Annotated in this window: 28 protein-coding genes and 1 tRNA gene; 19 read left to right on the top strand and 10 right to left on the bottom strand. The window is 65.5% G+C overall.

Annotation, left to right across the window (positions count from 1 at the left end; translation table 11 throughout):
* Positions 1 to 33 precede the first annotated feature (33 nt).
* Both CSEG_RS14950 and CSEG_RS14945 read left to right on the top strand, forming a co-directional pair.
* Positions 34 to 2196, top strand: a complete 2163-nt coding sequence (locus CSEG_RS14950) for a TonB-dependent receptor (protein WP_013080072.1) — start codon at positions 34 to 36, stop codon at positions 2194 to 2196.
* Between the two features lie 158 nt (positions 2197 to 2354).
* Positions 2355 to 3593, top strand: a complete 1239-nt coding sequence (locus tag CSEG_RS14945; RefSeq protein ID WP_041538330.1) for a glycerate kinase type-2 family protein — start codon at positions 2355 to 2357, stop codon at positions 3591 to 3593.
* 162 nt (positions 3594 to 3755) lie between these two features.
* On the opposite strand, the gene CSEG_RS14940 is transcribed toward CSEG_RS14945, so the two are convergent.
* The 4 genes from CSEG_RS14940 to CSEG_RS14925 form a co-directional block, all read right to left on the bottom strand.
* The gene (locus tag CSEG_RS14940; protein ID WP_013080070.1) at positions 3756 to 4196 is read right to left on the bottom strand and encodes a nuclear transport factor 2 family protein; all 441 of its coding nucleotides are present in this window, start codon (positions 4194 to 4196) and stop codon (positions 3756 to 3758) included.
* Between the two features lie 108 nt (positions 4197 to 4304).
* The gene (locus CSEG_RS14935) at positions 4305 to 5063 is read right to left on the bottom strand and encodes an SDR family NAD(P)-dependent oxidoreductase (protein ID WP_013080069.1); all 759 of its coding nucleotides are present in this window, start codon (positions 5061 to 5063) and stop codon (positions 4305 to 4307) included.
* Positions 5064 to 5160: 97 nt separating this feature from the next.
* The gene (locus tag CSEG_RS14930; RefSeq protein WP_167535137.1) at positions 5161 to 6057 is read right to left on the bottom strand and encodes a LysR family transcriptional regulator; all 897 of its coding nucleotides are present in this window, start codon (positions 6055 to 6057) and stop codon (positions 5161 to 5163) included.
* A 209-nt stretch (positions 6058 to 6266) separates the two neighbouring features.
* Positions 6267 to 6998: an SDR family NAD(P)-dependent oxidoreductase gene (locus CSEG_RS14925; RefSeq protein WP_013080067.1), complete on the bottom strand. Its 732-nt coding sequence runs from the start codon at positions 6996 to 6998 to the stop codon at positions 6267 to 6269.
* Positions 6999 to 7143: 145 nt separating this feature from the next.
* Here CSEG_RS14925 and CSEG_RS14920 point away from each other — a divergent pair, with 145 nt between their 5' ends.
* From CSEG_RS14920 to CSEG_RS14900, 5 genes are all read left to right on the top strand, one after another.
* Positions 7144 to 7704, top strand: a complete 561-nt coding sequence (locus CSEG_RS14920; protein ID WP_227878840.1) for a TetR/AcrR family transcriptional regulator — start codon at positions 7144 to 7146, stop codon at positions 7702 to 7704.
* A gap of 130 nt (positions 7705 to 7834) precedes the next feature.
* Entirely contained in the window at positions 7835 to 8824 is a 990-nt protein-coding gene (locus tag CSEG_RS14915) for an MBL fold metallo-hydrolase (protein ID WP_013080065.1), read from the top strand.
* A 108-nt stretch (positions 8825 to 8932) separates the two neighbouring features.
* The gene (locus tag CSEG_RS14910) at positions 8933 to 9850 is read left to right on the top strand and encodes a LysR family transcriptional regulator (RefSeq protein WP_013080064.1); all 918 of its coding nucleotides are present in this window, start codon (positions 8933 to 8935) and stop codon (positions 9848 to 9850) included.
* Between the two features lie 114 nt (positions 9851 to 9964).
* A complete protein-coding gene (locus CSEG_RS14905) occupies positions 9965 to 11326 on the top strand; it encodes a M20/M25/M40 family metallo-hydrolase (RefSeq protein WP_013080063.1) in 1362 nt (453 codons plus the stop codon).
* 53 nt (positions 11327 to 11379) lie between these two features.
* Positions 11380 to 12108: a helix-turn-helix domain-containing protein gene (locus CSEG_RS14900; RefSeq protein ID WP_013080062.1), complete on the top strand. Its 729-nt coding sequence runs from the start codon at positions 11380 to 11382 to the stop codon at positions 12106 to 12108.
* A gap of 78 nt (positions 12109 to 12186) precedes the next feature.
* Here CSEG_RS14900 and CSEG_RS14895 read toward each other — a convergent pair whose 3' ends face one another.
* Positions 12187 to 12483 (bottom strand): HU family DNA-binding protein, encoded by a 297-nt coding sequence (locus CSEG_RS14895; protein WP_265416131.1) that lies wholly within the window; start codon positions 12481 to 12483, stop codon positions 12187 to 12189.
* 66 nt (positions 12484 to 12549) lie between these two features.
* Positions 12550 to 13791: a tyrosine-type recombinase/integrase gene (locus CSEG_RS14890; protein ID WP_013080060.1), complete on the bottom strand. Its 1242-nt coding sequence runs from the start codon at positions 13789 to 13791 to the stop codon at positions 12550 to 12552.
* Positions 13792 to 13866: 75 nt separating this feature from the next.
* Between CSEG_RS14890 and CSEG_RS22645 the strand changes: the two genes are divergently transcribed.
* From CSEG_RS22645 to CSEG_RS22635, 11 genes are all read left to right on the top strand, one after another.
* The gene (locus CSEG_RS22645) at positions 13867 to 14016 is read left to right on the top strand and encodes a hypothetical protein (RefSeq protein ID WP_157038995.1); all 150 of its coding nucleotides are present in this window, start codon (positions 13867 to 13869) and stop codon (positions 14014 to 14016) included.
* A gap of 663 nt (positions 14017 to 14679) precedes the next feature.
* Positions 14680 to 15573, top strand: coding sequence for a 3'-5' exonuclease (locus CSEG_RS14885; RefSeq protein WP_013080059.1), 894 nt, complete (start codon positions 14680 to 14682; stop codon positions 15571 to 15573).
* A gap of 891 nt (positions 15574 to 16464) precedes the next feature.
* Positions 16465 to 18234 (top strand): hypothetical protein, encoded by a 1770-nt coding sequence (locus CSEG_RS23560; RefSeq protein ID WP_013080058.1) that lies wholly within the window; start codon positions 16465 to 16467, stop codon positions 18232 to 18234.
* Positions 18235 to 18273: 39 nt separating this feature from the next.
* Positions 18274 to 18546: a spike base protein, RCAP_Rcc01079 family gene (locus CSEG_RS14870; protein ID WP_013080057.1), complete on the top strand. Its 273-nt coding sequence runs from the start codon at positions 18274 to 18276 to the stop codon at positions 18544 to 18546.
* Positions 18547 to 18664: 118 nt separating this feature from the next.
* Positions 18665 to 19882, top strand: coding sequence for a hypothetical protein (locus CSEG_RS22640; protein ID WP_157038994.1), 1218 nt, complete (start codon positions 18665 to 18667; stop codon positions 19880 to 19882).
* Between the two features lies 1 nt (position 19883).
* Positions 19884 to 20117 (top strand): hypothetical protein, encoded by a 234-nt coding sequence (locus tag CSEG_RS14860; RefSeq protein WP_041538327.1) that lies wholly within the window; start codon positions 19884 to 19886, stop codon positions 20115 to 20117.
* A gap of 96 nt (positions 20118 to 20213) precedes the next feature.
* The gene (locus tag CSEG_RS14855) at positions 20214 to 20582 is read left to right on the top strand and encodes a hypothetical protein (RefSeq protein WP_013080056.1); all 369 of its coding nucleotides are present in this window, start codon (positions 20214 to 20216) and stop codon (positions 20580 to 20582) included.
* Positions 20579 to 20890, top strand: a complete 312-nt coding sequence (locus CSEG_RS14850; RefSeq protein ID WP_013080055.1) for a hypothetical protein — start codon at positions 20579 to 20581, stop codon at positions 20888 to 20890. The genes CSEG_RS14855 and CSEG_RS14850 overlap by 4 nt, the downstream gene beginning before the upstream one ends.
* The gene (locus tag CSEG_RS14845) at positions 20887 to 21270 is read left to right on the top strand and encodes a tlde1 domain-containing protein (protein ID WP_013080054.1); all 384 of its coding nucleotides are present in this window, start codon (positions 20887 to 20889) and stop codon (positions 21268 to 21270) included. Before CSEG_RS14850 ends, CSEG_RS14845 begins: the two co-directional genes overlap by 4 nt.
* 44 nt (positions 21271 to 21314) lie before the next feature.
* Positions 21315 to 21563, top strand: a complete 249-nt coding sequence (locus tag CSEG_RS14840) for a hypothetical protein (RefSeq protein WP_013080053.1) — start codon at positions 21315 to 21317, stop codon at positions 21561 to 21563.
* A gap of 119 nt (positions 21564 to 21682) precedes the next feature.
* Positions 21683 to 21916 (top strand): hypothetical protein, encoded by a 234-nt coding sequence (locus CSEG_RS22635; protein WP_013080052.1) that lies wholly within the window; start codon positions 21683 to 21685, stop codon positions 21914 to 21916.
* Positions 21917 to 21937: 21 nt separating this feature from the next.
* Here CSEG_RS22635 and CSEG_RS14835 read toward each other — a convergent pair whose 3' ends face one another.
* Together CSEG_RS14835 and CSEG_RS14830 are read right to left on the bottom strand one after the other, a co-directional pair.
* Complete coding sequence (locus CSEG_RS14835; protein WP_013080051.1) at positions 21938 to 22801, bottom strand: hypothetical protein; 864 nt, start codon at positions 22799 to 22801, stop codon at positions 21938 to 21940.
* A 33-nt stretch (positions 22802 to 22834) separates the two neighbouring features.
* A complete protein-coding gene (locus CSEG_RS14830; RefSeq protein ID WP_013080050.1) occupies positions 22835 to 23428 on the bottom strand; it encodes a DUF7931 domain-containing protein in 594 nt (197 codons plus the stop codon).
* 243 nt (positions 23429 to 23671) lie between these two features.
* Here CSEG_RS14830 and CSEG_RS14825 point away from each other — a divergent pair, with 243 nt between their 5' ends.
* A complete protein-coding gene (locus CSEG_RS14825) occupies positions 23672 to 23947 on the top strand; it encodes a hypothetical protein (protein ID WP_013080049.1) in 276 nt (91 codons plus the stop codon).
* 22 nt (positions 23948 to 23969) lie between these two features.
* On the opposite strand, the gene CSEG_RS22310 is transcribed toward CSEG_RS14825, so the two are convergent.
* Both CSEG_RS22310 and CSEG_RS14815 read right to left on the bottom strand, forming a co-directional pair.
* Entirely contained in the window at positions 23970 to 24341 is a 372-nt protein-coding gene (locus CSEG_RS22310) for a hypothetical protein (RefSeq protein ID WP_193852706.1), read from the bottom strand.
* A 225-nt stretch (positions 24342 to 24566) separates the two neighbouring features.
* A tRNA-Val gene (locus CSEG_RS14815) sits at positions 24567 to 24641 on the bottom strand.
* Between the last annotated feature and the right edge of the window lie 35 nt (positions 24642 to 24676).

Raw genomic sequence — 24676 nt, 5'->3', positions numbered from 1 at the left:
GAGGAGCAAAAAAGAACATTGGGGATGAAACAGATGACGATGAATCGCCGAGTGTTGGCGTGTGGCGTCGCGGCCACGGCCCTGGCCGCCGCGTCCCCGGGCCTCGCGCAGACGCCACCCGCCGTCCCGGCGCCGACCCAGACCAACGCTATCGACGAGATCGTGGTCACGGCGCAGCGGCGTAACGAGCGCTTGCAAGACGTCCCCGTGACGGTGACCGCTTTCGGCGCGCAGGAAGTTCAGCAGGCCCGTATTCGCGAGATCGACGACGTGGCCACGCGCACCCCGGGCCTGAACTTCGACGCCTTTCCCGCCTCCCAGCCGCGGATCGCCATCCGTGGGATCGGTTCTTCGGATCGGGGCGCGGCCGGCGATCCAAGCTCGGCCGTGTTCCTCGACGAAATCTACTTGGGGCGGCCAGCCGCCGTGGCGTTCGACGCCTTCGATGTCTCGCGCATCGAGGTCCTCAAAGGCCCGCAAGGCACGCTCTATGGTCGTAACGTCGTGGGCGGCGCGGTCAACGTCGTCACCAATCGACCCGTGTTCGATCGCCTGGACGCGGCCGGTGAAGTGACGGCCGGAAACTACAAGCGTCTCGAGGGCGCGGCCTACGCCAACGTCCCGCTCTTGGAGGGCAAGGCCGCCGTCAGGGCCAGCGGCAGCTGGCGCACCCATGACGGCTACGTCAAGAACACCTTCACGGGCGGCCGCGTCGAGGATCAGGACACCCGTAGCGGTCGTCTGCAATTGGCGATCCAGCCACGCGAGGAGGTCCGGTTCCTGTGGACCGTGGACGGGACGCGTGATCGCGCCAAAGGGCCAGGTCAGCACGTTCTCGACCTGGATGAGACCGATGACCTATCGGCTTTTTGGACGGTGGATCGCGACCGCAAGCGTACGGCCGGGTCGACCGACGGCTACCAGAACCGCGACACCTGGGGCGTCCGGGGCCAGCTCGACTGGGATATGCCGTTCGCGACCCTGACCTATCTCGGATCCTACCGGGATCTGGATTACCACGCCTTCTACGATTTCGACGGCGGCAATCCGACGACCAACTTCATCGACATCGCCGGCGGCAATGACGAGGACAGCCATTTCTCCAGCCATGAGATCAGGCTGAGCAACTTGCCCGGCGGTCGTGTTCAGTGGGTCGCCGGCTTCTACAAGTTCGACAGCAAGACCCTTCGCAAGGATGTGCTGACGCTCGATATCGGGGGGAGGGGCACGGAGATCTTCGACCAAGACGCCCGGCTCGACAGCTACGCCTTCTTCGGGGATGTCACCGTCCCGGTCACCGACAAGATCTCGTTGATCGGCGGTCTGCGCTATTCCAAGGACAAGAAGGACTACCGCGTCTCCAACACTGCGGGTGACTCGATCTTCCGCGCCGAGGAAACCTACGATGTCAGTGTCTCGGGAACCTACGACGCCGTGACCTATCGCGCCGGGGTAAACTATCACCCGGCCGAGGACCAACTCTTCTACGCAATGATCTCGAAGGGCTTCAAGAGCGGCGGCTTCCAGGACACGCCCAGTTCGGCCGTCGACGCGGCCGACGGCTTCGAGCCCGAGTACGCCACCCAGTACGAAATTGGCCAGAAGGCCGCTTTCCTGAACGGCGCCCTGATCTGGAACAATACGATCTATGTCCTGAAATATAGCGATCTTCAGACGCGGCGAACCGATGGTCTGGCCACCGTCACTGACAACGCCGGCAAGGCGACCATCAAGGGCTATGAGACCTACCTTAGCTGGCGGCCGTTCAAGGGCGTGCGATTGGTGGCCAGCTACGGCTACACCGACGCGCGGTTCGACGAATTTGTCCCCGAGCCCGGCGAGAACTTCGCGGGTAATCGCATCTCGCGCACGCCCAAGCACAAGGTGGTGCTGTCGCCATCCTACGATCTTGCTCTGGGCGATCGCGGCGACCTGCGGTTCGCCGTCGACTACCGCTACGAGAGCCACATCTTCGACGACAACTCCAACACCGGCCCCGAGCAGCGCCCGGCGTCGACCTTCGTCGACGGCCGGATCGTCTACACCCCAGCCTCCGACAAGCTGGCCATTTCGCTCTGGGGCAAGAACCTGACCAACGAGGTGACGCGCACTTATCAAGGCACGTTCCTCGGGGCCAACTTCGGCGCTTATGCGCCACCTCGAACCTTCGGGCTCACCGTGAGCCTGAAGATGTAGGCGCGACTGGGCGGCCGGCGCTCATGCGCCGACCGCTCGCTTTTTCGCATGGATTCATTCGTGTCCGGCATTGGGCCTTCGTCGCTTCGGGCGATAGGTCGGCGCAATACGTTGCGGGAGGATGTCGCGTGCGCAGCCCTGAGACCGATCTGCGTCGGATGTTCGACGCGGCCTTGGCCGCGGCTGATCCCATGCGGTGTCTATCCAGCTTTCTGCCGCCTCCGCCCAAGGGGCGTACTGTCGTGGTCGGGGCGGGGAAGGCCGCCGCGTCCATGGCCGCCGCGGTCGAAGCCCACTGGTCAACGCCCTTAAGTGGCTTGGTCATTACGCGGTATGGCCACGGCGCGGCGACACGACATATCGAGGTCGTGGAGGCGGCCCACCCGGTGCCGGACGCCAACGGCGTCGAGGCCACCGCCCGCCTCCTGGCCAGTCTTGAGAACCTGACGAGCGACGACCTCGTGCTGTGCTTGTTGTCCGGTGGCGGCTCGGCGCTGTTGGTCGCGCCACCGCCTGGGGTCTTGCTCGACGACAAGCAGGCGCTCATCAGGGCTCTGCTTCTGAGCGGGGCGCCAATCTCCGAGATCAACTGCGTTCGCAAGCATTTGTCCCTGGTGAAGGGGGGAAGGTTGCGCCAGGCGGTTGGCCCGGCGCGGTTACTAACCTTGGCGATCTCCGACGTGCCCGGAGACGATCCCCAGTTCATTGCTTCGGGGCCAACGGTGGCGGACATGACGACCCGCGCCCAGGCCGAGGCGATCTTGCGGCGCTATGACATCGTTCCAACACCGGCGGTGGCAAGCTGGCTGGCCAATCCCGCGAGCGAGCATTCGGCGGGTGTCGCGTTCGCCGAGGGGCGGTTCGAACTCGTCGCCGCGCCGGGTCTTTCACTCGAAGCCGCCGCCAAAGCGGCTAGCGGCCTTGGATATGAGCCAATCATCCTGGGAGACGCGATCGAGGGGGAGGCGCGCGATGTGGCCCGGGCGCACGCTGTTCTGGCGCGCTGTTTGAGCCATGGACTCCAGCCAGGGGACAGGCCTCTGATGTTGCTCTCAGGGGGCGAGACGACGGTGACGGTCGTGGGGCGGGGACGGGGCGGGCGCAACACCGAATATCTGCTCGCGCTCGGCCTGGCGCTGGATGGCGAGGCGAGCATTTTTGCCCTCGCGGCCGACACGGACGGGATCGATGGGCGCGAGGACAATGCTGGCGCGATCCTGCGTCCAACGAGCCTGAGCGAAGCCGCCGAAAGGGGGGCGCTAGGCGCGGACTATCTGGCGGACAACGACGCCTATGGCTTCTTTGATTTGAGCGGTGACCTGCTCTTCACCGGCCCCACGCTGACCAACGTCAATGACTTTCGAGCCATCGCCATCTTGCCGCCGGCGCGGCGATAGGACCCGTTGGCCGCCAACTCCAGAGCCAGCGGCCAATGTCGGGCGCGACCCAAGTTTGAGGTCGGGGCTGCTTCTCGCGCCAGAATGGGCGTAACTTGGCTTCCCGGGACGGCGTCGCGCCCCTCGCCGGCACGCGTCGCCGAGCCCCGCCCCGCGCTAGGTTTAGGATGCGTTGGTATGCCCGTTCAGCCGCTCCGGAGCGATCTGCCGGAGCAGCGAGTAGAAGTCGAAATAGCTGTCCGCGCGGATGATCTTGTCGCCGCGGAGGCGATAGACATCGCAAAAGCGCACCTCGATGGTCCGCCCGGTGGGGTCCAGGCGGCCGGCCGGAGATGGGAAAGCGCCCTTGTGGGTCGCCTTGGTGAGACCCTGGGCCACCACCGTGTCTCCCAGGGCGGTGATGTGGACCGGATCGCTGTACGAGTCCGGGAAGTAACCGAACCAGGCCGCCCAGGGGTCGATGATGGCGCGCGCGCCTGTCGCGAGGTAATCGAAGGGCACATCAAGCCACTCGCTTTCCTCGCAGCCAAACGCCGCGATCGTCGCCAGGTCCTTGGCGTTCACCGCGTCGTAGAGCCGGCGGATATGTTCGGCTGAGGTCATGGGTTTCTCCTGAGATGTCGTGCGTGTGAGCGAGGCGATCGACAGGCAGGGCGGCCGGGCGCGAGCGTCTTTCTCGACGCCGGCCTTCCGTCTTTTCGTCGCGGTTGGTTATTGGATTTGGACGCTGAAGCCGCCGTCGACCATGAAGATCGAGCCGATGGCGAAGCTGGCGCGATCCGACGCTAGGAAGGCGACGACCTCGGCGATCTCGCGCGGCTGGGCGGCGCGACCGATCGGCGCTTGAGCGCCATGTTCGGCGAGGAATTCCGGACCATCGTCGCGGAACGAGTTGAGGAGGTTGGTGATCACATTGCCCGCGCCAATCGCATTGACGCGGATGCCCTGGGGCGCGACCTCAAGCGCCAGAGCGCGCGTCAATTGCGCGACCGCGCCCTTTGACGCCGCGTAGGGCGCTATGTCGCGAAAGGCGAAATAGGAGGCGTACGACGCGATGTTCACGATCGCGCCCCGCTTGTTGGGCAGCATCGCCTTCACGGCCTCGCGGGAGAAGAGGAAATAGCCCGTGGCGTTGATCGCCATGACCTTCTCCCACTCCTCGCGGCTGGTCTCGATCACCGACTGATAGTTGATGTAGCCAGCGTTGTTGACCAGGATGTCGAGCTGGCCAAACCGCTCCACGGCCGACGTCACGGCCTGTTCCGCCGCGCCGTCCGAGGTCACGTCGGCGACGATCGGCAGCAGGCGATCCGACGCCAAGTCATTGACGCTTTCATCGAGATCGACCGCCACCACCTTGGCGCCGCGTTCGATGAACAGTTCGGCGGTCGCGCGGCCGATCCCGCTTGCCGCGCCCGTGATGATCGCCGTCTTCCCCTCGACCTCGTTGATCACGTTCGCATCAGTCATCGCAGATCCTTTCGCGTTGTGTCGTCGGATCTAGGAAATGGGCGGTCGATAGAGAGGTTTCGGCCCGAATTGTCCCCTCAGCGCGCCCTTTCAGTCCTCAAGCGTTCGTCTTGTCCCGCGCCATGGAGCGGACGAATTCGGTGAAGGCGATAAGACTTGGCGAGGCGTGCGACTGGGCCGGCGCGTAGACATAGGCGCGCCGGCGCCGCTCATTCCATTCGGGGAGGATTTCGACCAGCGTTCCGCTGCGCAATTCCGCCTCGACCATGAAGTCGAGAAGCCGCACCACGCCGAAGCCCGCGCGCGCGGCGCTTAGCAGGGACGAGGCGTCGTTGATGGTCACATTGCAGTCGGGCGCGATCGTGTGCTCGGCGCCATCGGCTCTGAGAAAGTCCCAGCCATGAGGCCTCCTCGAGGCGTCGTCGATCATGTTCACGCAGACGTGCCCGCCGAGCAGGGCTTGGGGGCTGGTCGGCGCGTCCCGGCCCGAGAGGTAGATCCGGCTGGCGCAGGTGATGAGGCGGCTTTCCAGCACCGGCTGTTTGACGAGCCCTGGGTGTTCCGGCTCTCCAAATCGGACCGCGACGTCGAAGCCGTCGGCGAGGAGGTTGTCCACCCGGTCGCGAATGACGAGATCGACCTTGAGCCTGGGGTGGCGGGCGACCAGCTGAGGCAGAGACGGGGCCAGCAGGAATGCGCCGAAGGCGGAGTCGGAGCTTACGCGAAGGCGTCCGCGGATTTCATCGGGGCGCGAGGGCGCGGCCGCCACGTGCAGCCGCTCGAGCAAAGGCACGACCTCGTCAACGAAGGCTCTGCCTTCATCGGTCAGCTTGAGCGCGCGGCTTGTCCTGTCGAAAAGCCGCCTGCCCATTCGATGCTCGAGGCGGGCGACCGCCTTGCCAACCCCCGAGCGGGTCAAGCCCATACGTTCAGCCGCGCCGGCGTAGGATCCAGTCTGCGCCACCGCGACGAACACCGTGATGCCGCCGATCATCCTTCCGTCGAACATGCCGCCTCCCGAGGCAACAGGGCTTTGGCCAAGCTGGGCTTAGGCGGAAGGCGCGCGCCGTCCGGCTAGTCCAAAGCCGCCCAATGGCTGTCGAAGAGGCCTCTCGACGGCTGATATTCGAGCGGCCAAGAGGCCTGGCGCGGCGATGATCGGATGACGCTCTTGGGCGCGGTCTGGACCATCGCCGCGGGGCTTTACCAGGGCGTTTCGCCACCGGGCTCCACGAACCGCCCCGACGCCGCGTCCTCGCCCAGCAGCGCGTACGCGACCGGCAAGCGGGCGCCTTCCTCCGGCGTCATGAAGCCGCCGCCGCCGGTCAAGTCGGTCTTCACGTAGCCTGGACTAACGGAATTGACGACGATCGGGGTGTCTCGCAGCTCCGCGGCCAGTTGGACGGTCAACATGTTCAGGGCCGCCTTGGACGCGTTGTAGCCGAGCAGTCGCGCCGAATAGTAGGGCGAGTTGGGATCGCCATTGAGCGTCAAGGAGCCCAGGGAGCTCGATAGATTGACGATCCGAGCGGCTTTCGAACGGCGGAGCAGCGGCAGCATCGCCTGGGTGACGCTTAGAGCGCCGATGAAGTTGGTCTCCATGACACGGCGCGCCGCGTCGGCCGCCGCCAGGCTCGGGGGGCCGTCCCGTCCATCGACGATGCCGGCGTTGTTGACCAGGATGTCGAGCTTGCCATGTTCGGCGTCGATGATCTTGGCGACCGCCTCGATGTTCGCCGGATCGGTGACGTCGAGCGCGACGGACTGGACCTTCAGTCCCTCCGCGGCGAGCGCCTCCGCGGCCGCGGCGCCGCGGCTTGGATCGCGAGCGCCGATGACCACCCCAACGCCCGCCTCGCCGAGTTGGCGGGCTATCTGGAGCCCGATGCCCTTGTTGGCGCCGGTGACGAGCGCGACGCGACCTGAGTGGATCATGTCCAGAACCTCCGCGATGCTAAAAGCACGATGAGGCGGCAAGATATGAATCCCTCTTCGGTTTTAGGATTCGCTTATGGTCCCGGACGCGCCCAAGCATCTAACCCCCCGGAAAAAGCCGCGTCAGGCGCGCGCCGCGGCGACCTTGGACGCGATTTTCGAGGCGACCCTTCAGGTTTTGGTGGCCGAGGGACCCGAGCACCTGACCACCACGCGCGTGGCCGAGCGCGCCGGCGTCTCCGTCGGCACCATGTACCAATACTTCCCGCACAAGCAGGGGCTGCTCTATGCTTTGAACGAGCGGTACCTCTTGGCCTTGGCCGAGCGGGTCGAGGCCCAAGCGCTGGCGTGTCATGGCGCTCCGATCGCCAAGATGGTCGAGTCGATCGTGAAAACTTACTGGGCCGCCAAGATGGAGCGACCCGAAGTCACCCGGGCGCTCTACCGCTCCGTGGTGGAGCTGGACAATGACGCCTTGATCGAGGCCTTCGCGCGGCGGGTTGATACGGCGACCGAGGCGATGTTGACCACCGCTCCGGACGCCAAGTTCGCCGATCCGCGGACCGTGAACCTCACGCTCCTGACCACGATTTTCGGGGCCGTGCGCAATGTGTTCGAGCGTGATCTTCCCGCTTCCGAAGCCCACGCGGTGCAACACCAGTTGATCCTCATGTGCGTGGCCTATCTGACCGCCATCAAATCATGATCGGCGGGCGCGGGCGCCCCGGCCGCGCGCCAAGCTATCCACGGCGTGGATGAATGGCATAGACGGCGGCGCTCTCCATCGATGGCGTCCAGAGCGTCATCTGTCGGCATCCCAAACGCAAGGATTGTCGATGAAGTACGACCTATTACCCCGCGCCGCGGCCCTGGCCCTCGTGGCCGCGGCCGCCCTGGCGAGCATGCCGGCGAGGGCGCAAGCGCCCGGTCCCCAGCACGTCGTTTCCCAACAATTTGGCGGCTACCGCATTCGTGTTGGCGATGTCCGGGTCACGTCGCTGACCGATGGCAGCGTCGCGCAGGACCTGCACATGCTCTTGCGCCATACCACGCCCCAAAACACCGATGCGCTTCTTGCGCGCAACTTCCAGGCCAATCCCGTGGAAGCGTCGATCAACGCCTTCCTGCTGGAGACGCCTGGGCGTCTTGTCCTCGTCGATACGGGGTCGGGAGAACTGTTCGGCCCGGGCCAGGGCGGCAAGCTGATCGCCAGCATGGCGGCCCTGGGATTTCGCCCAGAACAGGTCAGCGACATCCTCATAACCCACGCGCACTCCGACCACGCGGGCGGGCTCGTCAGGGGCGGGCGGCGGGTGTTCGTCAACGCCACGGTCCACGTCGGCAAGCCCGATGTCGACTTCTTCTTTGATCGCGCCAACCAGGCGCGCACCGGTTACGACAACATCCATTTCGACATCGCGCAGAACATGCTGAAACCGTATCTGGACGCGGGCAAGGTGAAGACCTTCACCGGTACGGTCGAGGTCTTGCCGGGGATCAGCGCGACCATTCATCCGGGACACACCCCGGGCGCCGCCTTCTATACGCTCACCAGCAAGGGTGAGCAGATCGTCTTCATCGGCGACACCATCCACGTCGCCGCGGTGCAGTTTCCGGATCCGGACGTGACCATCGCCTACGACCAGGACGACAAGCGCGCGGCGCAGGTGCGCAAGCAGGCGTTCGCGGAGTTCGCCGCGCGAGGGACGCTCATCGCCGCCCCGCACCTGCCGTTCCCCGGCATTGGTCATGTCCTGGAAGATGGAAAAGGCGGCTATGCCTGGGCGCCGGTCGTTTACACCAACCGTGATGGCGACGAAAAATAGCCCTCGCGGATTGCGGCGTTCGATCAGGCTTGGTTGTGATCGGCTCGCGCCTGATCCGCGCGGCGCGGTTTTGCGCCGACCACCAGCCGGATCGCGAACGAGGTGAGGGTGAAGCCAGTCGAGGGCATGGACATTGATCTGCTGCTGGCGCTTGACGCGCTGCTGCAGGATCGCAACATCACCCACGCCGCGGGGCGGTTGGGGATCAGCCAACCGGCGCTCTCGGCCCGTTTGACCCGGCTGCGCGCCCTGCTGGGTGATCGCTTGTTCGTTCCAGCGCCCAGCGGACGCGGCGTGGTCCCAACGCCGCGCGCCGAAGCGCTGACCCCGTTGATCGCCGACGTGCTGCGCGGGATCGCCGCGGTCATGGAGCCCGGGACCTTCGATCCGACGAGCAGCAACCGCGTGTTCACCTTGGCGCTGCAGGAAAACCCAGCGATCATGCTTGGCCCGGGCCTGGCGCGGCGCGTGCGCGCCGCCGCGCCAGGTCTGCGCCTGAGACTGGCGGTGCCGGACCGCAAGCAAATCCCGGCCCTGCTCGAGAGTGGCGATGTCGACATCTTCGTGGGCGGCGCGACCGACGCCGATAACGGCTGGATTGGGCGCTCGCTGTTCGACGATGATTTCGCCACGGCGCAGCGCAAGGATCATCCCCGCGGAACAGGCCCGATGGACCTGGAGGCGTTTTGCGACCACGCCCATCTGCTCGTCTCATCGGCGGGCGATCCCTTCGCTGGCGTCATCGACAAGGCTTTGGAGGCGATCGGGCGAAGGCGCTTCGTCGCGATGTCGGTTCAGAGCTACGCGGTGGCGCCGACGATCATCGCGGGAAGCGATCTGCTGTGCACGCTCCCCACTCGCATGCTCCGCCGCTTCGACGCGGCTTTGGATCTCTTTACGCCGCCGGTTTCCCTAAAGGCGGTCGCGATCAGCGCCTACTGGCATCCGCGGCATCAGGAGGACCTGGGGCACCGCTGGCTTCGCGAGCAACTCTTCGCCGCGGCCGGGGCCGTTGAGCCTAGCTGAGTTCGGGATCGCATAGCGCTATCCATTTCATGGATGGCGCCTATCGGCGCCCGCCGGCTTCAGTGATCCCATCCCCGCGTCCTAAGGCATGCTCACCCTTGGAAGGAGAATGACATGCTCGGGCGACGCGCGCGGCTGCTTGCGATCTGGGTGCTGGCGGCGGTCTCGACCACGGCTCTTGGACAGGCCGCCGAAATCGCCTCTTCCTCGGAGACCCCACCGGCGTCCTTGGCCTACGATCTGGTTCGCGATCTTACGACGTTGTTCGGCCCACGCCCCGCGGGCTCCGCCGCGGAGGCCGCGGCGGCAAGGTGGGGAAGCGACAAGATGAAGGCGCTCGGCTTCCAGGGCGTGACGATCGAACCCTTCCCCTTGCTCCGCTGGACTCCCGGCGAGACACGGGTCGAACTGATCGGCGACCCTGCCCAGCGGCTTGTCGCGACCCCGCTTGGCGGGCTGGTGGCGGGGCCGCCGGTCGAGGCTCCGGTGGCGCTGTTCCGGAGCTACGACGCCTTCCTGAAAAGCAGTCCGGCTGAAGTTCGCGGGCGCATCGTCGCCGTTGTCGAACCCGTGCGACGCGCGATCAACGGCGATGGCTATGTCGAGGCGGCGCCGGCGCGCGCGCGCGGGCCGGCCGAAGCCATGGCCAGGGGCGCGGTCGGCTTCGTCGTCCGATCCTTGGGAACCCATCAGGACAACGTGGCCAATAGCGGGGCCAGCATGACCCTGCCACGCCCGTTCCCAGCCTTCGCGCTATCGCCAGCCGCGACGGACCAAATCGAGCGGGCGGCGGGGCTCGGACCGGTGCGCATGCGTCTTGAGTCCTCGGCGGGATGGGCGGGCGCGGGGACCTCGCAAAACGTGGTGGGCACGATCCCCGGGAGCGACCCCGACGCCGCGCCGATCATCATCGGCGCCCATCTCGACAGTTGGGAACAAGGGACCGGAGCCATTGACGATGGTTTCGGGATCGCGGCCGTCACCGCGGCGGCGACGCGCATCTTGCGGTCCGGCAAGACCCCCCGACACACGATCCATCTTGTCTGGTTCGGCGCCGAAGAAGTCAGCCAACCGGGCGCTTTGCGCGACTTCGTCGGCGCCCGCGCCTTTACCGCCCGCCATGCATCCGATGTGAAACGGGCCCTGGTCGTGGCGGAGAGCGACTGGGGGGGAGGGCGCGTGACACGCGTTACGCTTCCGCCGGGAACATCCGATGAAACCGTCGAGAGGGTGCGCGGCGCCCTGGGTTCGCTTGGCCTTCCGGTCGCGGTGGGAGGTCCGGGCCCGGGTGTCGCGGAGATCGGCGTGCTGGCCGCGGCCGGGGCGCCGCTCCTAAGGCTTCATCAGGACGCCACGGGGCTCTTTGACGTGCATCATACGCCCAATGATGTGCTCTCGCGCGTCGACCCAGCTTCGCTTGAGCAAAATGTGACCGCTTGGGAACGGGTGATTTCGGCGATCGCCGATGTCCGCTGATCGCGGGCTATCGCACGGATTATTGGCCGCGTTCGCGCGCGGCGGATTCGACCATGGCGTGTTGCAAGGCAATCCCAATCACGCCCGTCCGCGCCATGGGGGCGCCGCCGCGCCTGACGTTGGTCATCGGCTCGATGGCCTGGATCTTCCAGTCATCGGCCGTGAATGTCGATCGCTTCGCACGGCGGACGGTGGTTAGCTTGGTCGGCGACCAGGAGCCCGCGGCCGCGGACGCCGTTCCTGGCCTCGGCGGCGAGCAGGCGATGCATTTGGCGCGTCTCGTCGTGAACGCGCAAAGAAGGCTCGCGTTCGATTCCGATGGCGCGCGGGCGTTGCTGCATCAGGCCACGGCGATCCTGGCCGCCCAGATCGAGCGGCTGGAAGAGGAACCCGCGGTCGGCCGATTGGCGCCGTGGCGGATCAGACGGGCCGTGCGTTTCATCGACGAAAACATCGGTCGACGGTTCCAGATCCGCGAGTTGGCCGCGGCTGTCCGGTTGAGCCCCGCCTACTTCTCCCATGCCTTCCGCGAGAGCTTTGGGCGTTCGGCCAAGGCCTATGTCATCGAGCGGCGCATAGAGCGGGCCAAGCGTCTGATGGCGGAGACCAACGACAGCCTGGTTGAAGTCGCCAGGGCCTGCGGCTTTGCCGACCAGGCTCACTTCTCCCGGACCTTCCACCTCTTGGTCGGCGACACGCCAAGCCGCTGGCGACGCGCCCTGTCGCTCGCCCCCGGCGAAGCCGATTGGCAAAGCCCAAGCTCTGGCGAGCCGGGGCGATAGCGACGGGCCGATCGAGGAGAAGCGCAACCGATGCGGCGCGGCCGGAGCCTCGAAGGCTGGCCGCGCCGACAAAGTCGATCAGCCGTTGACGGCGTCCTTCAGTTGCTTGGCCGGGGTGAAGGCGACCTTCTTGCTGGCGGCGATCTCGATCGTCGCGCCCGTCGAAGGATTGCGGCCGGTGCGGGCCGGCTTGGCCTGGACCTTGAACTTGCCAAAGCCCGGGATCGAGACTTCTTCGCCCTTTACGGCCGCCTCGGTCAGAGCCTTGAAGACGCCGTCGATCAGCGCCTTGGCTTGGGCTTTTGTGAGCTTGGGTTCGGCGGCGACGGCCGCATCGACGAGATCCGAAACGTTCATGGGTGTCTCCCTTGGAATCACTGGACCAAGCTTGCGCCGGCGAGCCACCTTGTCATAGGCGCACGAGCAGGAGTCGATGAGCCGCTAGGCCGCCCGCTTGGTGGTGAAGGCCGATCGCGCCGCCGCGTGATGGTCTGGCCGGTGATGGCCGTAGTGCTTGAGCAGCACCGCGGGGGTCATGCCCGTGTAAGCCGCCGCCTCCCACAGATCCACGCCGCTTTCCATGAGCCAAGTCGCGCAGGTATGGCGCAGCCAATGAGGCGTGACATCCTCAAGGCCCGCGTCCCGGGCGATGGCGTCGAAGCCCTTGTTGACCTTCGTCGCGATCGGGGCCCCACCGTGGTGGAGCACGTGATCGAGCGGTTGGGATCGCACGGTCGAGGCGCGAGCGTCCAACGCTCGCCAGCGGCGCAGATGAGCCAACAATCGACGGGGCAGACGAGCGATCGGCCGCCGCTTGTTGGCGTGTTCGCGCTCGCGAAGACCCTTGCGATAAATCATGCCGCGGTCGAGATCGACCCAAGCCTGAGTGGCCGACGGCTCCCAAAGCAGAGCTCGGATCGCCGCGCTGCGCGTGCCGGTGTAGAGGCCGATCAGGATGAAGCGGGCGAGGTGGGCGCGGTTTTCACGCTGGGAGCCAGTCAACCGGCGCATGACGCCATCCTCGCCGCGTCGGTAGCCGCGCGCGGCCAAGAGCAGGGCCGCGGCCTGGCCGCGTGTAAGGGCGTCGCGCGGGCTTTCCGCCCGCGGTGGCAACCAGACCTTGGGCCTCACCGAAAGGGGCGTCTCGGCGTGCCAATAGCCGATGGCCGCGGACAGCACCTCCAGTTCGCGTCGGGCGGTCTGTTCGGAGACCAGGCGCGCGCCGGGCTGAGCGCCTTTCACCGATTGCGCGGCTCGATATTGGACGTAGGCCTTGCAGGTCGATCGCTTGACGTCCTCGACGAACTTGTCGCTCCAAAACGACAGGAGCGCTCGGATGAAGCCCGCCATCGTCACGGGAGAGCTCGCCAACTCCGGCGCGCGCTCCTGCGCGTAGAGCGCCAGGACCTCGGCCACGGGGATGGGCTCTGATCGATCCCTAATGGGCTCCAGGGGGCCGGGCGAGGGACGGCTCAAGTCGGCGGCGCTGGCGCGGACCGCCTGCCCCGCGAGATAGCGGGCGAAGGCGAGCTGAGCTTCTCGCAGGCGGTCTGGGCCGCATCCCGTGCTCTTTTGAGTCGATCCGTCCCGAATGACGTAGACGTCGGGGAGGGCGAGCTTCGTGCGCGGGTCGATGCGACCGGTGCGGAGATAGAGCCGAGGACCTTGGGCGGGGCGGGGCATGGGCGAAAAAGCTCTCGAAGCTGCGCGGGCGTGACGAATAGCTTCCCCGCGACCCGGGCGGGGACGAGCCGGCCCTTGGCGATCTCGGTCCGCAACATCGGCGTCGTGATCGGCAGCTTGCCGGCGAACACCGCCACGGCCTCGTTCAGCCTCATCGGCTCGTCCTCCGCCCAGTCCTCGGGAAAGGGGCGGGCGGCGACCCGATCAGCGCCGGCCATGGCGTAGGCCCTTGCTGGTCGGTGTCGTCGCCCTTGAGACGACCAAGCGCGTGAAGGCGGGCGGTGGGGCCATGGGTTTATTTGCGCTCCTGCCTAGCGAAGCCTGAACTATTGACGGCCCACGACCCGATTCAATGGGGCCTCGACGGGCGGCAAAACACGGAAATGGCAAAGAATGGCGATGGTTCGCCATGTCAGGCGCTTGCGGGAAGGCGACCGCTCGGCGGCTTGCCATCCTTATGGCCAAGGCTCCGCAGCCGTTTCGGCGAGCAAGGCGACTCATGGTGTTGTCCGCCGTCGGAATACGTCGGGAGGCGCCAATGACGCCGGAAACCTTCATTTCGCTCGCCAGCGGCTTGGCGATGGTCAAGGCCCACACCGTGATGGGCGCGGTTCGTCTGGCCGTTCACGGCAAGACCTTCGCCACCGTCGGCTGGCCGGAAGTCGGTTGGGCGGTGATCAGGCTTCACCCTTCGGACCAGGCTGAACTCCTGCCCCTCTCCCAAGCGCTCGCCCGCGAGCCGGGGCGGCGCGCGGCAAGAAAGGCGTCACGCTCGTCCATTTGCTGCAGGTCAGCGAAGCTGTCGCCAACCGCGCGCTCATCGCCGCCTGGCGCCACGCCCAGGGCGCGCCCGTCGCCTTGGCCAAGGCGAGCTGACCGGCCCGCGCCATGACCCTCACCGCTGACCTGGCCGCCATGGCCGCGGCCCTGGAGGCGAGCGACGACTACAGGGTGCTGCGGCGGCTTTCCCCTCGGCCTCGGTTGCCCGTTCCCGCCGACGCGCCCACACGGATCGGGCTTTTCGTTGACGTCGAAACGACGGGGCTCGACCCGAAGCAGCACGAGATCATCGAACTGGCGATGATCCCCTTCCGCTATGGCCTCGATGGCGTGATTTACGAGGTGCTCGAGCCCTTCCACGGGTTTCGTCAGCCTTCCGGACCCATCCCGCCCGAGATCACCGCCCTGACGGGGATCGATGACGCCATGGTCGCCGGTCAGAGCATCAATCCTGACGCCGTGGCGGCCGCGGCCGCGCCCGCCGCCTTGATCATCGCCCACAACGCGGGCTTTGACCGGCGTTTCCTGGAGCGCTTTTGCGCGACCTTCACCACCAAGCCCTGGGCTTGCTCGATGCGAGAGGTCGACTGGAGCGCCGAGGGGCACGAAGGCGCAAAGCTCGTCTGGCTGGCCGCTGGCGCTGGCTTTTTCTACGACCGCCATCGGGCGACGAACGACTGCTTGGCGGCGATCGAGTTGCTGGCGACGGAAATGCAGCGCAGCAAACGCACGGCGCTTAGTCATCTCCTGGAGCGCGCCCGGGCGAGCCAGTGGCGGATCTGGGCGCAGAATTCTCCCTTCGCCATGAAAGACAGGCTCAAGGAGCGCGGCTATCGCTGGAGCGGCGACGACAGCGTTCCCGCGCGCTGTTGGTACACGGATGTCGGCGAAGAGCGGAAGGACGCCGAAATGGCGTTTCTTCGTGAAGAGATCTATGGCGGCGAGGTCGACCTGCTCACACGCCGGATCGATGCGTTCGACCGGTTTTCCGACCGCTGCTGACGGTGATGCGGATATCCGTCGCTGGCGAACTCTTGCCGTGTTTGGCGCGTCAGGCGGCTTGAACCGCAAGCATGGGCGCCTCGCGCATGGCGCGACCGCGCTCTACGGCGCCGGCAAGGCGGACGCCGCCGAGCCCCACGCCTGGCGTCGCGGGTCTCGTCCCTCTCGGGTCACGATCGCTGGCGCTGAGCCGGACCTCGCGGTCCGGTCGCGGCCATCGCGCGTCGCGCGATGACTCTCTTTCTTTTCCTTTCCCCAAAAAGGGGGGTGGGCGGCGCGCCCTTCTAGGCCCGCCGCGAACATCGGCAAGCCGGCCTCTGGCCGGCTCCTCCACTGACGTTCCGGCCCTTCGGGTGCCGACGTCCGCTGCCGCGGGCCTCTCCGGTCGCTTTTCGCCGCCCACCCCAGGAAGTCCAGAAGGGGGCCAACGCCTCCAACAGCGCTGTTTCGCTGCAAAGCATCGGCACGCTTGGACTTCTGCTCAATCCGAAGACGATGGTCCCGACCGCTGGGGGGCTGGGCGGCGCCGCCGCGGTCGGCGAGATCCTGACCAACCCGCTTGCCGTCCGCTGGCTGGCCCGCCTGGGCCAGGCTAGCGCGCGGAACCCTGCGGCGTACTCAGCGACCGTTGCGCGGCTCGAGACCGCCTCGAAGGCCAACGCCGGTCTAGTTCCTCTGCTTGCTCAGGCGAAATTGGTCCTGCAACAAGCATCCATGCCTGTAGCCGCACCAGCAGCCGGTGAACCGCAAAGCCGATAGGCACCATCGCCATGGCAAGCGGGTCTGAGGCCGTGATGAGCGCCCAGACCAGCGCGGCAAACCAGAAATAGCGCATCCCCAACGTCTACCACACCTCGCGGCCACCCGCGAGGCGACAGCCCATGAGGCAGCATGTCCGCTCTTGTCTACATCTCCGGGGCGATGCCTAGCGTTGGCCTGGATCTCCAGCCGGTAACCGCCACCCTGTCGTTCTACGACGCGGAGACCGCCCAGCCCACGCCCGTCACCGTATATGCCGACGCCGCGCTGACCATTCCGCATCCGTGGCCGGTCGAAAGCGATGCGTCAGGCCGCTTCCCAGCGATCTACGTTCCGAACGACACGCTCTATCGCGTGTCTTGGACGACCAGCGACGGCCAGTCGGAAAGCTACGACGAAGTCTCTGGAATGACGGCGATCAACGGCGCCATCCTGGCTGGCGCCCTGACGGCGAAGGCTGACGCGGAGACCGCGCAGACCGGCGCGGAGACCGCGCGCGACGAGGCGCAGGACATCCTTGACCAGGTCATAGCGTATGGCGGCTCTGACGGCTGGACGCCGGTCTTCGCGACCGTGGCCGACAGCGCCCGCATCGTGCTCTCGATCAACTGGACCGGCGGAGACGGGCCGGCGCCAACCAGCGGCTACCTTGGCTCCAGCGGCGTCGTGGCAACCGCTGCGGCGGCCACGGACATTCGCGGGCTTTCCGGCGCAGGGTCCGGCGACGTAGTCAAGTTTGGCACGCCGACGGCCGGCTACTTGGCGACGTGGAGCAGCAGTTCCACGATTGAAGGCGTTACGCCCTACGCGTGGAGCACGCTGCCCGGAGCCCCGGCGTTTGCAACCCAAGCCGAGGCCCTGACCGGCACCTCGAACAGCCTATTGATGAGCCCGCTGCGAGTTTCTCAGGTTCTCGCAACCGTGGCCTTGCAGCAAATGCCGCGCCTGTCGAAGTCGGCGAACTATCAGATGGTCGCCAACGATCGCGGCTGTTTGCTCGAGGTTACGGCGAGCATCAGCCTGTCGTTCGACTCGCCGTCCGGCCTTGGATCGGGATGGTTCGGCTACGTTTCGGCCGGCGACTATGAAATCACCGTGAACGGTACGGACGGGCTTAGCTCGTTCGTGATGTACCCCGGCGAGGTTCGCCTGTTCCAGGGCAATGGAACGGACATCAAGTCGATAGTCGTCAAGGGCTTCTCCAAGGTCTTCACGGCCAGCGGCACCTTTACCAAGCCCCCCGGATATAAGGACTTTGAGGGGGAGGCGTGGGGCGGCGGCGGGTCCGGCACATCGGATACCTCATTTGCTGGCGGTGGGGGCGGGGCGGTCTGTGTGCCGTTCCGGTTCCAAGCTTCCGTCGTCGGGACCAGTGAAGTGGTCGCGATAGCGGCGGGCGGCGCAGCCGTAACCGGCGCCAGCGGCGCCAATGGCGGCAACACTACGTTCGGATCCCTTGTAACGGCATACGGCGGCGCTGGCGGAGCTGCTGGATCCGGTGGCGGCGGCGGTGGCCTTTTGGGGGCCGGGAGCGGAACGAGCGCTGGCGGACCGGCAGACAGCTTTGGCGGCGGCGGTGGTGGCGGTGGTGGCGGTGGCGGCGCCGGCACAGACACAGTTTACGGCGGCGGCGGTGGTGGCGGTGGCGGCGGGGGCGGCTCTGCCGGTGCGGGCGGCAACTCCATTTATGGCGGGGCTGGTGGCGGCGGCGCGTTCGGCGGCGGCTCAAATGATGCGTTGGGCGGAACGTCCCGGTTCGGTGGTAACGGAGGCCGTGGACGCTACAGCGCGGTGGGCGTGGCCGGCTCTGCGCCTGGTGGCGGCGGCGGCGCGACGGGCGACGCAACCAAGGCGTCCGGCGCCGGCGCCCGCGGCGAGCTGCGTATTCGCGGCATCACCTGACCAACAGAAAATCATCCTAAAACGAAAGGAGGGCCACACATGCCCGCCCCAAAGACGATTTCCGCAGGCGTTGGAAAGAACATCGATCCTGGCCGATATCCCATCGCGATCACGCCGCATGACACGACAGAAGTGAACGCGCGCGGCCTCTACGTCGGCACCGGCGGCGACCTCGCTATCGTGTCGATGGACGGCACTACGAGCATCACCTTTGCGAACGTGCCCAGCGGCACGATTCTTCCGGTCTTCGCTTTCAGGGTGAAGTCGACCGGAACGACCGCCGCCGACATTGTCGCCTTCGACGCGGCGTGACCCATGATCGCAATTTCTCTTTCCCTTGCCGCCCTCTCTAAGGGTGGTGGGGTCATCCGCACACTCACGATCATGCGCGACGCTCTCGTTCTGCGCGACACGCAAAGGCTGACCGACAATGGTTGATCTGATTGGCGTTGATGAGACCTGGGGTGCAATCCGGGGTCGATTGAATGGCCTTACCGAGCCATCCCGGTCCGGTTACTACTTCGAAGAAATTTCGCGCCCTGGATCCCTGGCGGCGGCGGGCGTAGCTCAGGTCCTACTGGCGGCTCGACAGAACCGGCGTGGTATCCTGCTGAGAAATATCTCGGCGGGAGATCTGTGGGTTAGCCGCTATCGCGCGGGCTACAATCCTCCCTCGCTCCTGATCAAAGCGGGCGAGGCGCGGTTTATTCAAACGCGCTACGAAGGCTCATGGCAGATCATCGGTAAGACCCTTGGTCAGCAGTGGGAGTGCGTGGAGTACGGCGACGGTCTGGATCACAGCCTTTCCACCATCGTCCTGCGCGGCGACAGCCTAACGGAGAGCGCTGGGAGCAGCGGGGGTGCTGCCACGCTGGGGCAGCGCTTGGCTGCGCGGCTCCAGCGTACCGTCTCGGTCGACGCTGTCGGCGGCCAATCCTCTGCGCAGGGGGCGGCCAGGTTCGGCGCTATTCCTGTTAGTGTTCAGATCAGTTCACCAACAGCAGCTCAAATAAGGGCTGATACCGGAGCTAACACGATTAATTTCGTGTCGACGCCGAACCCGCTATTCAGCCCGGGCGTGTCGCGTTCAATGACTTGCATTTGCGAGGGCGTCCAAGGGACGTTCACGAAAAATGCCAGTGAGGGGGCTTCGTTCACGCGATCCGCTGCTGGTGTCGCTGTTGATACACCCGTAAATGCCGCCATCATTCCATATTTCAACACGGACCTACTCGATCGCATCAACATTTTTGAGTACGGACGGAACAACCCTGAAGAGGGGACGACCCTATTCGATGACCTCGCCGCCATGGTGGCGATGTTGCGGCCGCGCGAACCGCGCTATTTGATCTCGCCGGTGATCAACAAGACCGACGAAATCCCCGGCACCGCCATGTACGATCGCATCATGGCGATCAACGCCCAGCTTCAGTCGACATACGGCGACAAGTTCTCTGATTACCGCACCTGGATGATCCAGCACGGGCTCGCGCAGGCTGGTATCACGCCGACCACTCAGGACTTGACCGACATCGCCAACGACACGATCCCCACCTCCCTGCGCGCGGACAGCACTCACCTGAACGACGCAGGCTATGACATGAAGTCGCTGTTCCAAGCCAACGAGATCACTTCGAGGGGGTGGTGAGATGACTGAGCACGAAACGAACCTCGTGATCGGCGACAAAATCAGGGTTCATGCGCCAGACATCGACGTTGACCAGCAAGGGAATGAGTTTCCAGCAACCGTCACCGCCTTGCTCGATGGCCCGGTGATTAGTTGCCTTGTCGACCGCGGCGCCTCACGCGGTGAAGTTGAAGTCGGCGGCTTGGGGCCCAGGGGCTACGTCGCTGGCGCAACGCGCTGGTATCTACCGCGCTGACCTAGATCCCCGCGCCCCTACTTTATCTGAGGGCTAGGCCGCCGCGCCTGGCCCTGGGCCTCTAGGCCGCGCTTCCCGAAAATCTGGAGGTCCGCAATGGACGACAAGCACCGGCTTCAAGCTGGGGCCGTGGCCTTCATCGTGTCCGCCCTATGGGTCGGATTTCAGATGGTGGCCTTTATCTTCGGCGAGCCGCCACCCGAGCGACGGCCGGTCATCCGCCGCGTGCTCGAGGCGATCCTGACGGTCGCGTCCGTCACCTTCGCCGCGCCGTTGTGCGCGCCGTGGGCGGCGGACCTGGTCAACTGGGCGCTGGGCCTCAGCCCGGTGAAGGTCGGGTTCAAGGTCGATCACCTGACCGCCGTGGCGCTGCTGGCCAGCTTAACGGTCTTGCTGATCGCCAATCCGGACGCCAGGGCGCGCCTGTTCGCCTGGCTGAAGGGCAAGGCGGGAGTGGTCCAATGAGCGCCTTCCTGCAGCCCCTGAGCGTCGTGCTGGCCATGGTGGCGGTCGGGACGTTCCTGATGTCTGGCTATCTGCTGGGCGCCAGCGCCCGCGGCTGGCGTGACGCGCCAATCTGGCTGCGCCAGATCCTGCACCTGGTGGCGGTGTTCTGGTTGGTGGCGGCGTTCGTGGCCATGCGCCATCCGGCGGCCGTCATCACGCCCGTGACTGTGTTCTTCGCGGCCGCCTTCGCGCTGGGCGGCTTCGCGGTCCTGGCCTGGGTGATCAAGCACCGGCCGGCCCGCGCGCACCGTAGAGGTGGCCGGTGACCTGGACCTGGGACCAATCGGCTGGGACCCTGTCGCGCGACGGGAAGCTGGTCTCGCGTGGCTATAGCGGCAACGGCCGAGGGAAGAACAACCCCACCCTGGAGGGCATGCCCGGCATAGGGCCGATCCCGGCCGGCCGCTACCGGATCGGCGCGCCCTACGACAGCGGTAGCGTCGGGCCCTACACGCTGGTGCTGGACGCCATCGACGCCAACCCCGGGGACGACATCGATCAGCGGACGGGGCGGGGCGCGTTCCGCATCCACGGCGATAGCATCAAGGCGCCCGGAACGGCGTCGAAGGGCTGCATCATCCTGCCGCGCGTGGTGCGCGAACTGATCTGGAAGTCCGGCGACCGCGACCTGGTCGTCACCGCCTGAACCCGCGCCGGCCGGCAGCCGGCAATCCCACATGGAGGCTTCCCATGAAGCGCGCCATCTTCCTGGCGGGCGTCGCGCTCGCATGTCTGTCGCTGTCGGCCTGTTCGAGCTTTGACGCTGCCCTGCAGCCCGGCGGTGTTGGCGAGAAGGTCCTGACCAATCTCGAAGGCTGCCACCGAGAATACAGCGGCGCGATCGGCGCAGGCGTCACCGGCTCGTTCCGGATCATCTGTGATCCAGCGCCGTCAAGCGAAGCCGGCGTCAAACCGGCGACCCCGCCGGGCGGGACCTGACCGCTCTGCCTGACACCTACCCGCTCGCCCTCCGAGGTTTGAGCGCCAACCGGCCCGCTGCGCTTCGGCGTGGCGGGCCCTTTTGCTATTGTGGCCTGACTGGAGGGGGGAGGGCGGCAGTGGCGAACAACTGGCCTGACGGCGGGGAACAGCCGCTTTCGCGCGGAGAGAAGCTGGTCATGGGCGCGATCGGCGTTGCGCTGGTCGGCCTCTTTGTCGGCGCTGTGCTGTTCGCGGCGCTCGCGTTCATGGGGCGGCGGCCTTCGGCGATCGAGCTGGGCGTCGTCGCCGCCATAGGGGTTGCGGTGGGGCTGCTCTGGGTCCGCCCGTGGGAGACGGAAGCGCCACAGTAATCGTTGCGGGCCGCACGCCTTCTATCGGGGGCCACTCGGTTTCTTTGGCCGGATTGGTCGCGTGGCGGATGGGTTGGGTTTGGTGGCTGTTGGCCGAATTGGCCTTTTCACCGACCTGGATGCTGCAGTTTTCGGCGCGGGGGTGAGCTTTGGCGGAGAAACGGTCTCTGCCTCTCGTTTCATCGTGACCGCCATACTTTTGAAGCGTCGGTCCATGTAGCGCTCCACGTTATCAAAAAGTAATTTGGAGCTGACGAAGAACAATGCGGGGAGCAGATAGCCGGCACCTGTGCCGATCAGAGCCGCGCACAGGATTTTCGCCGGAGGGAGCCATGCCGTCACTAGAGAGTGCTGGAGTTGGAAAACAGCAGAAGCCATCTCCCATGCGCAAAGAACGGCCGCGAGCGCCATGATCAGCATGCGATCGATCTGGGTCTGAAGTAGTAGCGCGAGGGCCTTCCCGGTAACTGAGTCGAGAAATTCGCTCTGAGACAGTAAGTGCTCGTGGCTTTTGAAGTACTTGACGACCTGCTCGTCGCCAGCCAGGTAGTAAACTGACAGAAGCCCGATCTCGTCCGAGTTCATCGCTCCGTCGCTTCGAGAGGCGATAAGGACATCTGGCCCGGATGCCTTCTCGCGCGTGATCCGTCTCGCAATATAGTTAAATCTCGCATGAAAGCGGAAGCGGTCGAACGCGAGATAGGACGCACATATCCCGATCGCGACCTCAGTGCTTCCACTGATCGCCGCGAGATCGACCCGGCTAACCTTGCCGGTAAACCCGCACACCCAAAATGCGACTGTAAGAGGCGCTAGAACGACGGCCAGCGCTAGAATATGCTTCCGCTTAATCAACCGAGCCCCCGCCCCAACGTCGAGTTTCATGACCTGCTTTGGTCAAAAACTCAACCGTTAAGTCTAGGCTGCTTGGGCTACTCGCTTAGCAAGTGGCCTGGAGGCTGATTGAATAGCGTTGAATACGCGCAACAGGTTTTTCACAACCGGAAGTGCTTCATTGCCGCCGCTGACAACAGCAACCGGAGCGCGTCGATCCTCTTCAAAGCGCAAGGCGACGTCGTCGACTAACAGGAAGTTGTACTTGTATTGCTCCACGATCCGCTGCGGCACGGCGAGGATGGTGAAGCGTTCGCCTGCGGCGCTTTCAGCTTCCTCGATAAACCGACGGCCCATGGCGGTTGCGGCGCTGGTCTCGTCTTCGACCAAGACGTCCAGACGCATCCCCGGTCGATCTAAAAAGCGCCTCATGGAGTCAACAATCGTGTCCCGGTCGTAGCAGTTGCAGTCGAGCCGGTTCGTCAGGATTCGAACGTGTGAGCGAGCCGCCTCGAATGCCTCTTCGATTACGATGCATGCGTGTTCGAGAGTGCCGTTAAAGACCACGTCGGAAGACTCTCCAGACATGACCTTCGCGATCTCGGCGCGGTAGCGAGCCGCCTCGCTGTTTCCTAGCGCCATGAAGCCCCCCGACTCTTTAAGCTTTGCCGCTCTCATAACATCCTCTTCGTCGGACGGATAGCTGCCAAAACTCGTGCGGTCTCGTCGCGCTTTAACCAACCAACCTGTCCTTCGTTGGTTCCTATATGGATCTCGAAGATGGGCTTCATATAGGCGAAAGCTAGTCCAGAGGTTGGTTGTTTAGGCTCGCCCGCAGAGTGCCGCTGGTGCGCTAATACATCGTGAAACGTCAAGCTAAACGGCGTGGCACAGCGTCGCACGATCACGTAGACGCCGGTCATGACCTTCGACGACATCGACCACCTGCTCGACCTGATGGCCAGCGAGGCCAAGGAAAAGGGCGACGAAGCCCTTCTTCCTGGCGTGATCAGCATGGCGGCCGACAGCTTCGCGCGGCTTCCGACCGGGCGGGCGCGGTGCACGAACATCCTTCATGGCATCCGGTATCGCGGCGTGCAGGTCCGTGTCGCCAGGGCGCGCGAGGACAAGGTTCTGAACCGCGCCGAGGGCGGCGGCGAGGGCGCGCCTTACTTCGACCTGGAGCCGAAGGCTTAGAGCAGCGTCGCCTCGCCGGTGCCTAGCGTGTGGAGAGCGGGGTTGGTTCGACGCAGCGCTGCAGGTCGCACTTCGTCAGGCGTGCGGCTGCGCCAGGCGAAAGAAGCACCCACTCGGCGACCGTCCGGTGATTGCCCACGTCCATGCAGCTCACGCTGAGCCGTTCAGCGGGCGCGCCGGCGCATGAAGGTGTTGAGCCGCTCTTGGCCCTTCGGCATTTGAACAGCGCACGCTCAAGAAGGCCGGAAACGGGGAGGGCGCCGTACTTCGATCCGGCGAGAATGCGCAGGTTCACTTCCACTGCGTAGCGGCAGCGCGGGCAACTGACCATGACGCGCCAGCCCAAGTCCTCGCAGACCCGCAAGGTGATGTGTTCGGGCTTAACGGGCCACATGGACGTGCGCTCGCGCGCGCAACCTGGCGCGTTGGGCCTGCATGGCGATTTCTCCGATGTTCTTTAATTGTTCTCGTTCTGCAATGCGACGGAGTCAATCGGCGATCCCCAATTCGAGCCGACGGGCCTAAATCTGGAGGGCAATTTGGTGGGCACTCGTCATCCAAGCGCCTAGCGCGATGGAGTGGCGACCGATAACTATTTGAAAGTGTTTGGAAAAAAGAATGGTGGATGCGACAGGGATTGAACCTGTGACCCCCTCGGTGTGAACGAGGTGCTCTCCCGCTGAGCTACGCATCCGCCGTGTGGAGGGGTCCGAAACGGACCGATCCGCG

Source organism: Caulobacter segnis ATCC 21756 (assembly GCF_000092285.1).
Taxonomy (GTDB): Bacteria; Pseudomonadota; Alphaproteobacteria; order Caulobacterales; family Caulobacteraceae; genus Caulobacter; species Caulobacter segnis.
This window is presented reverse-complemented; position numbering and strand designations above follow the sequence as displayed.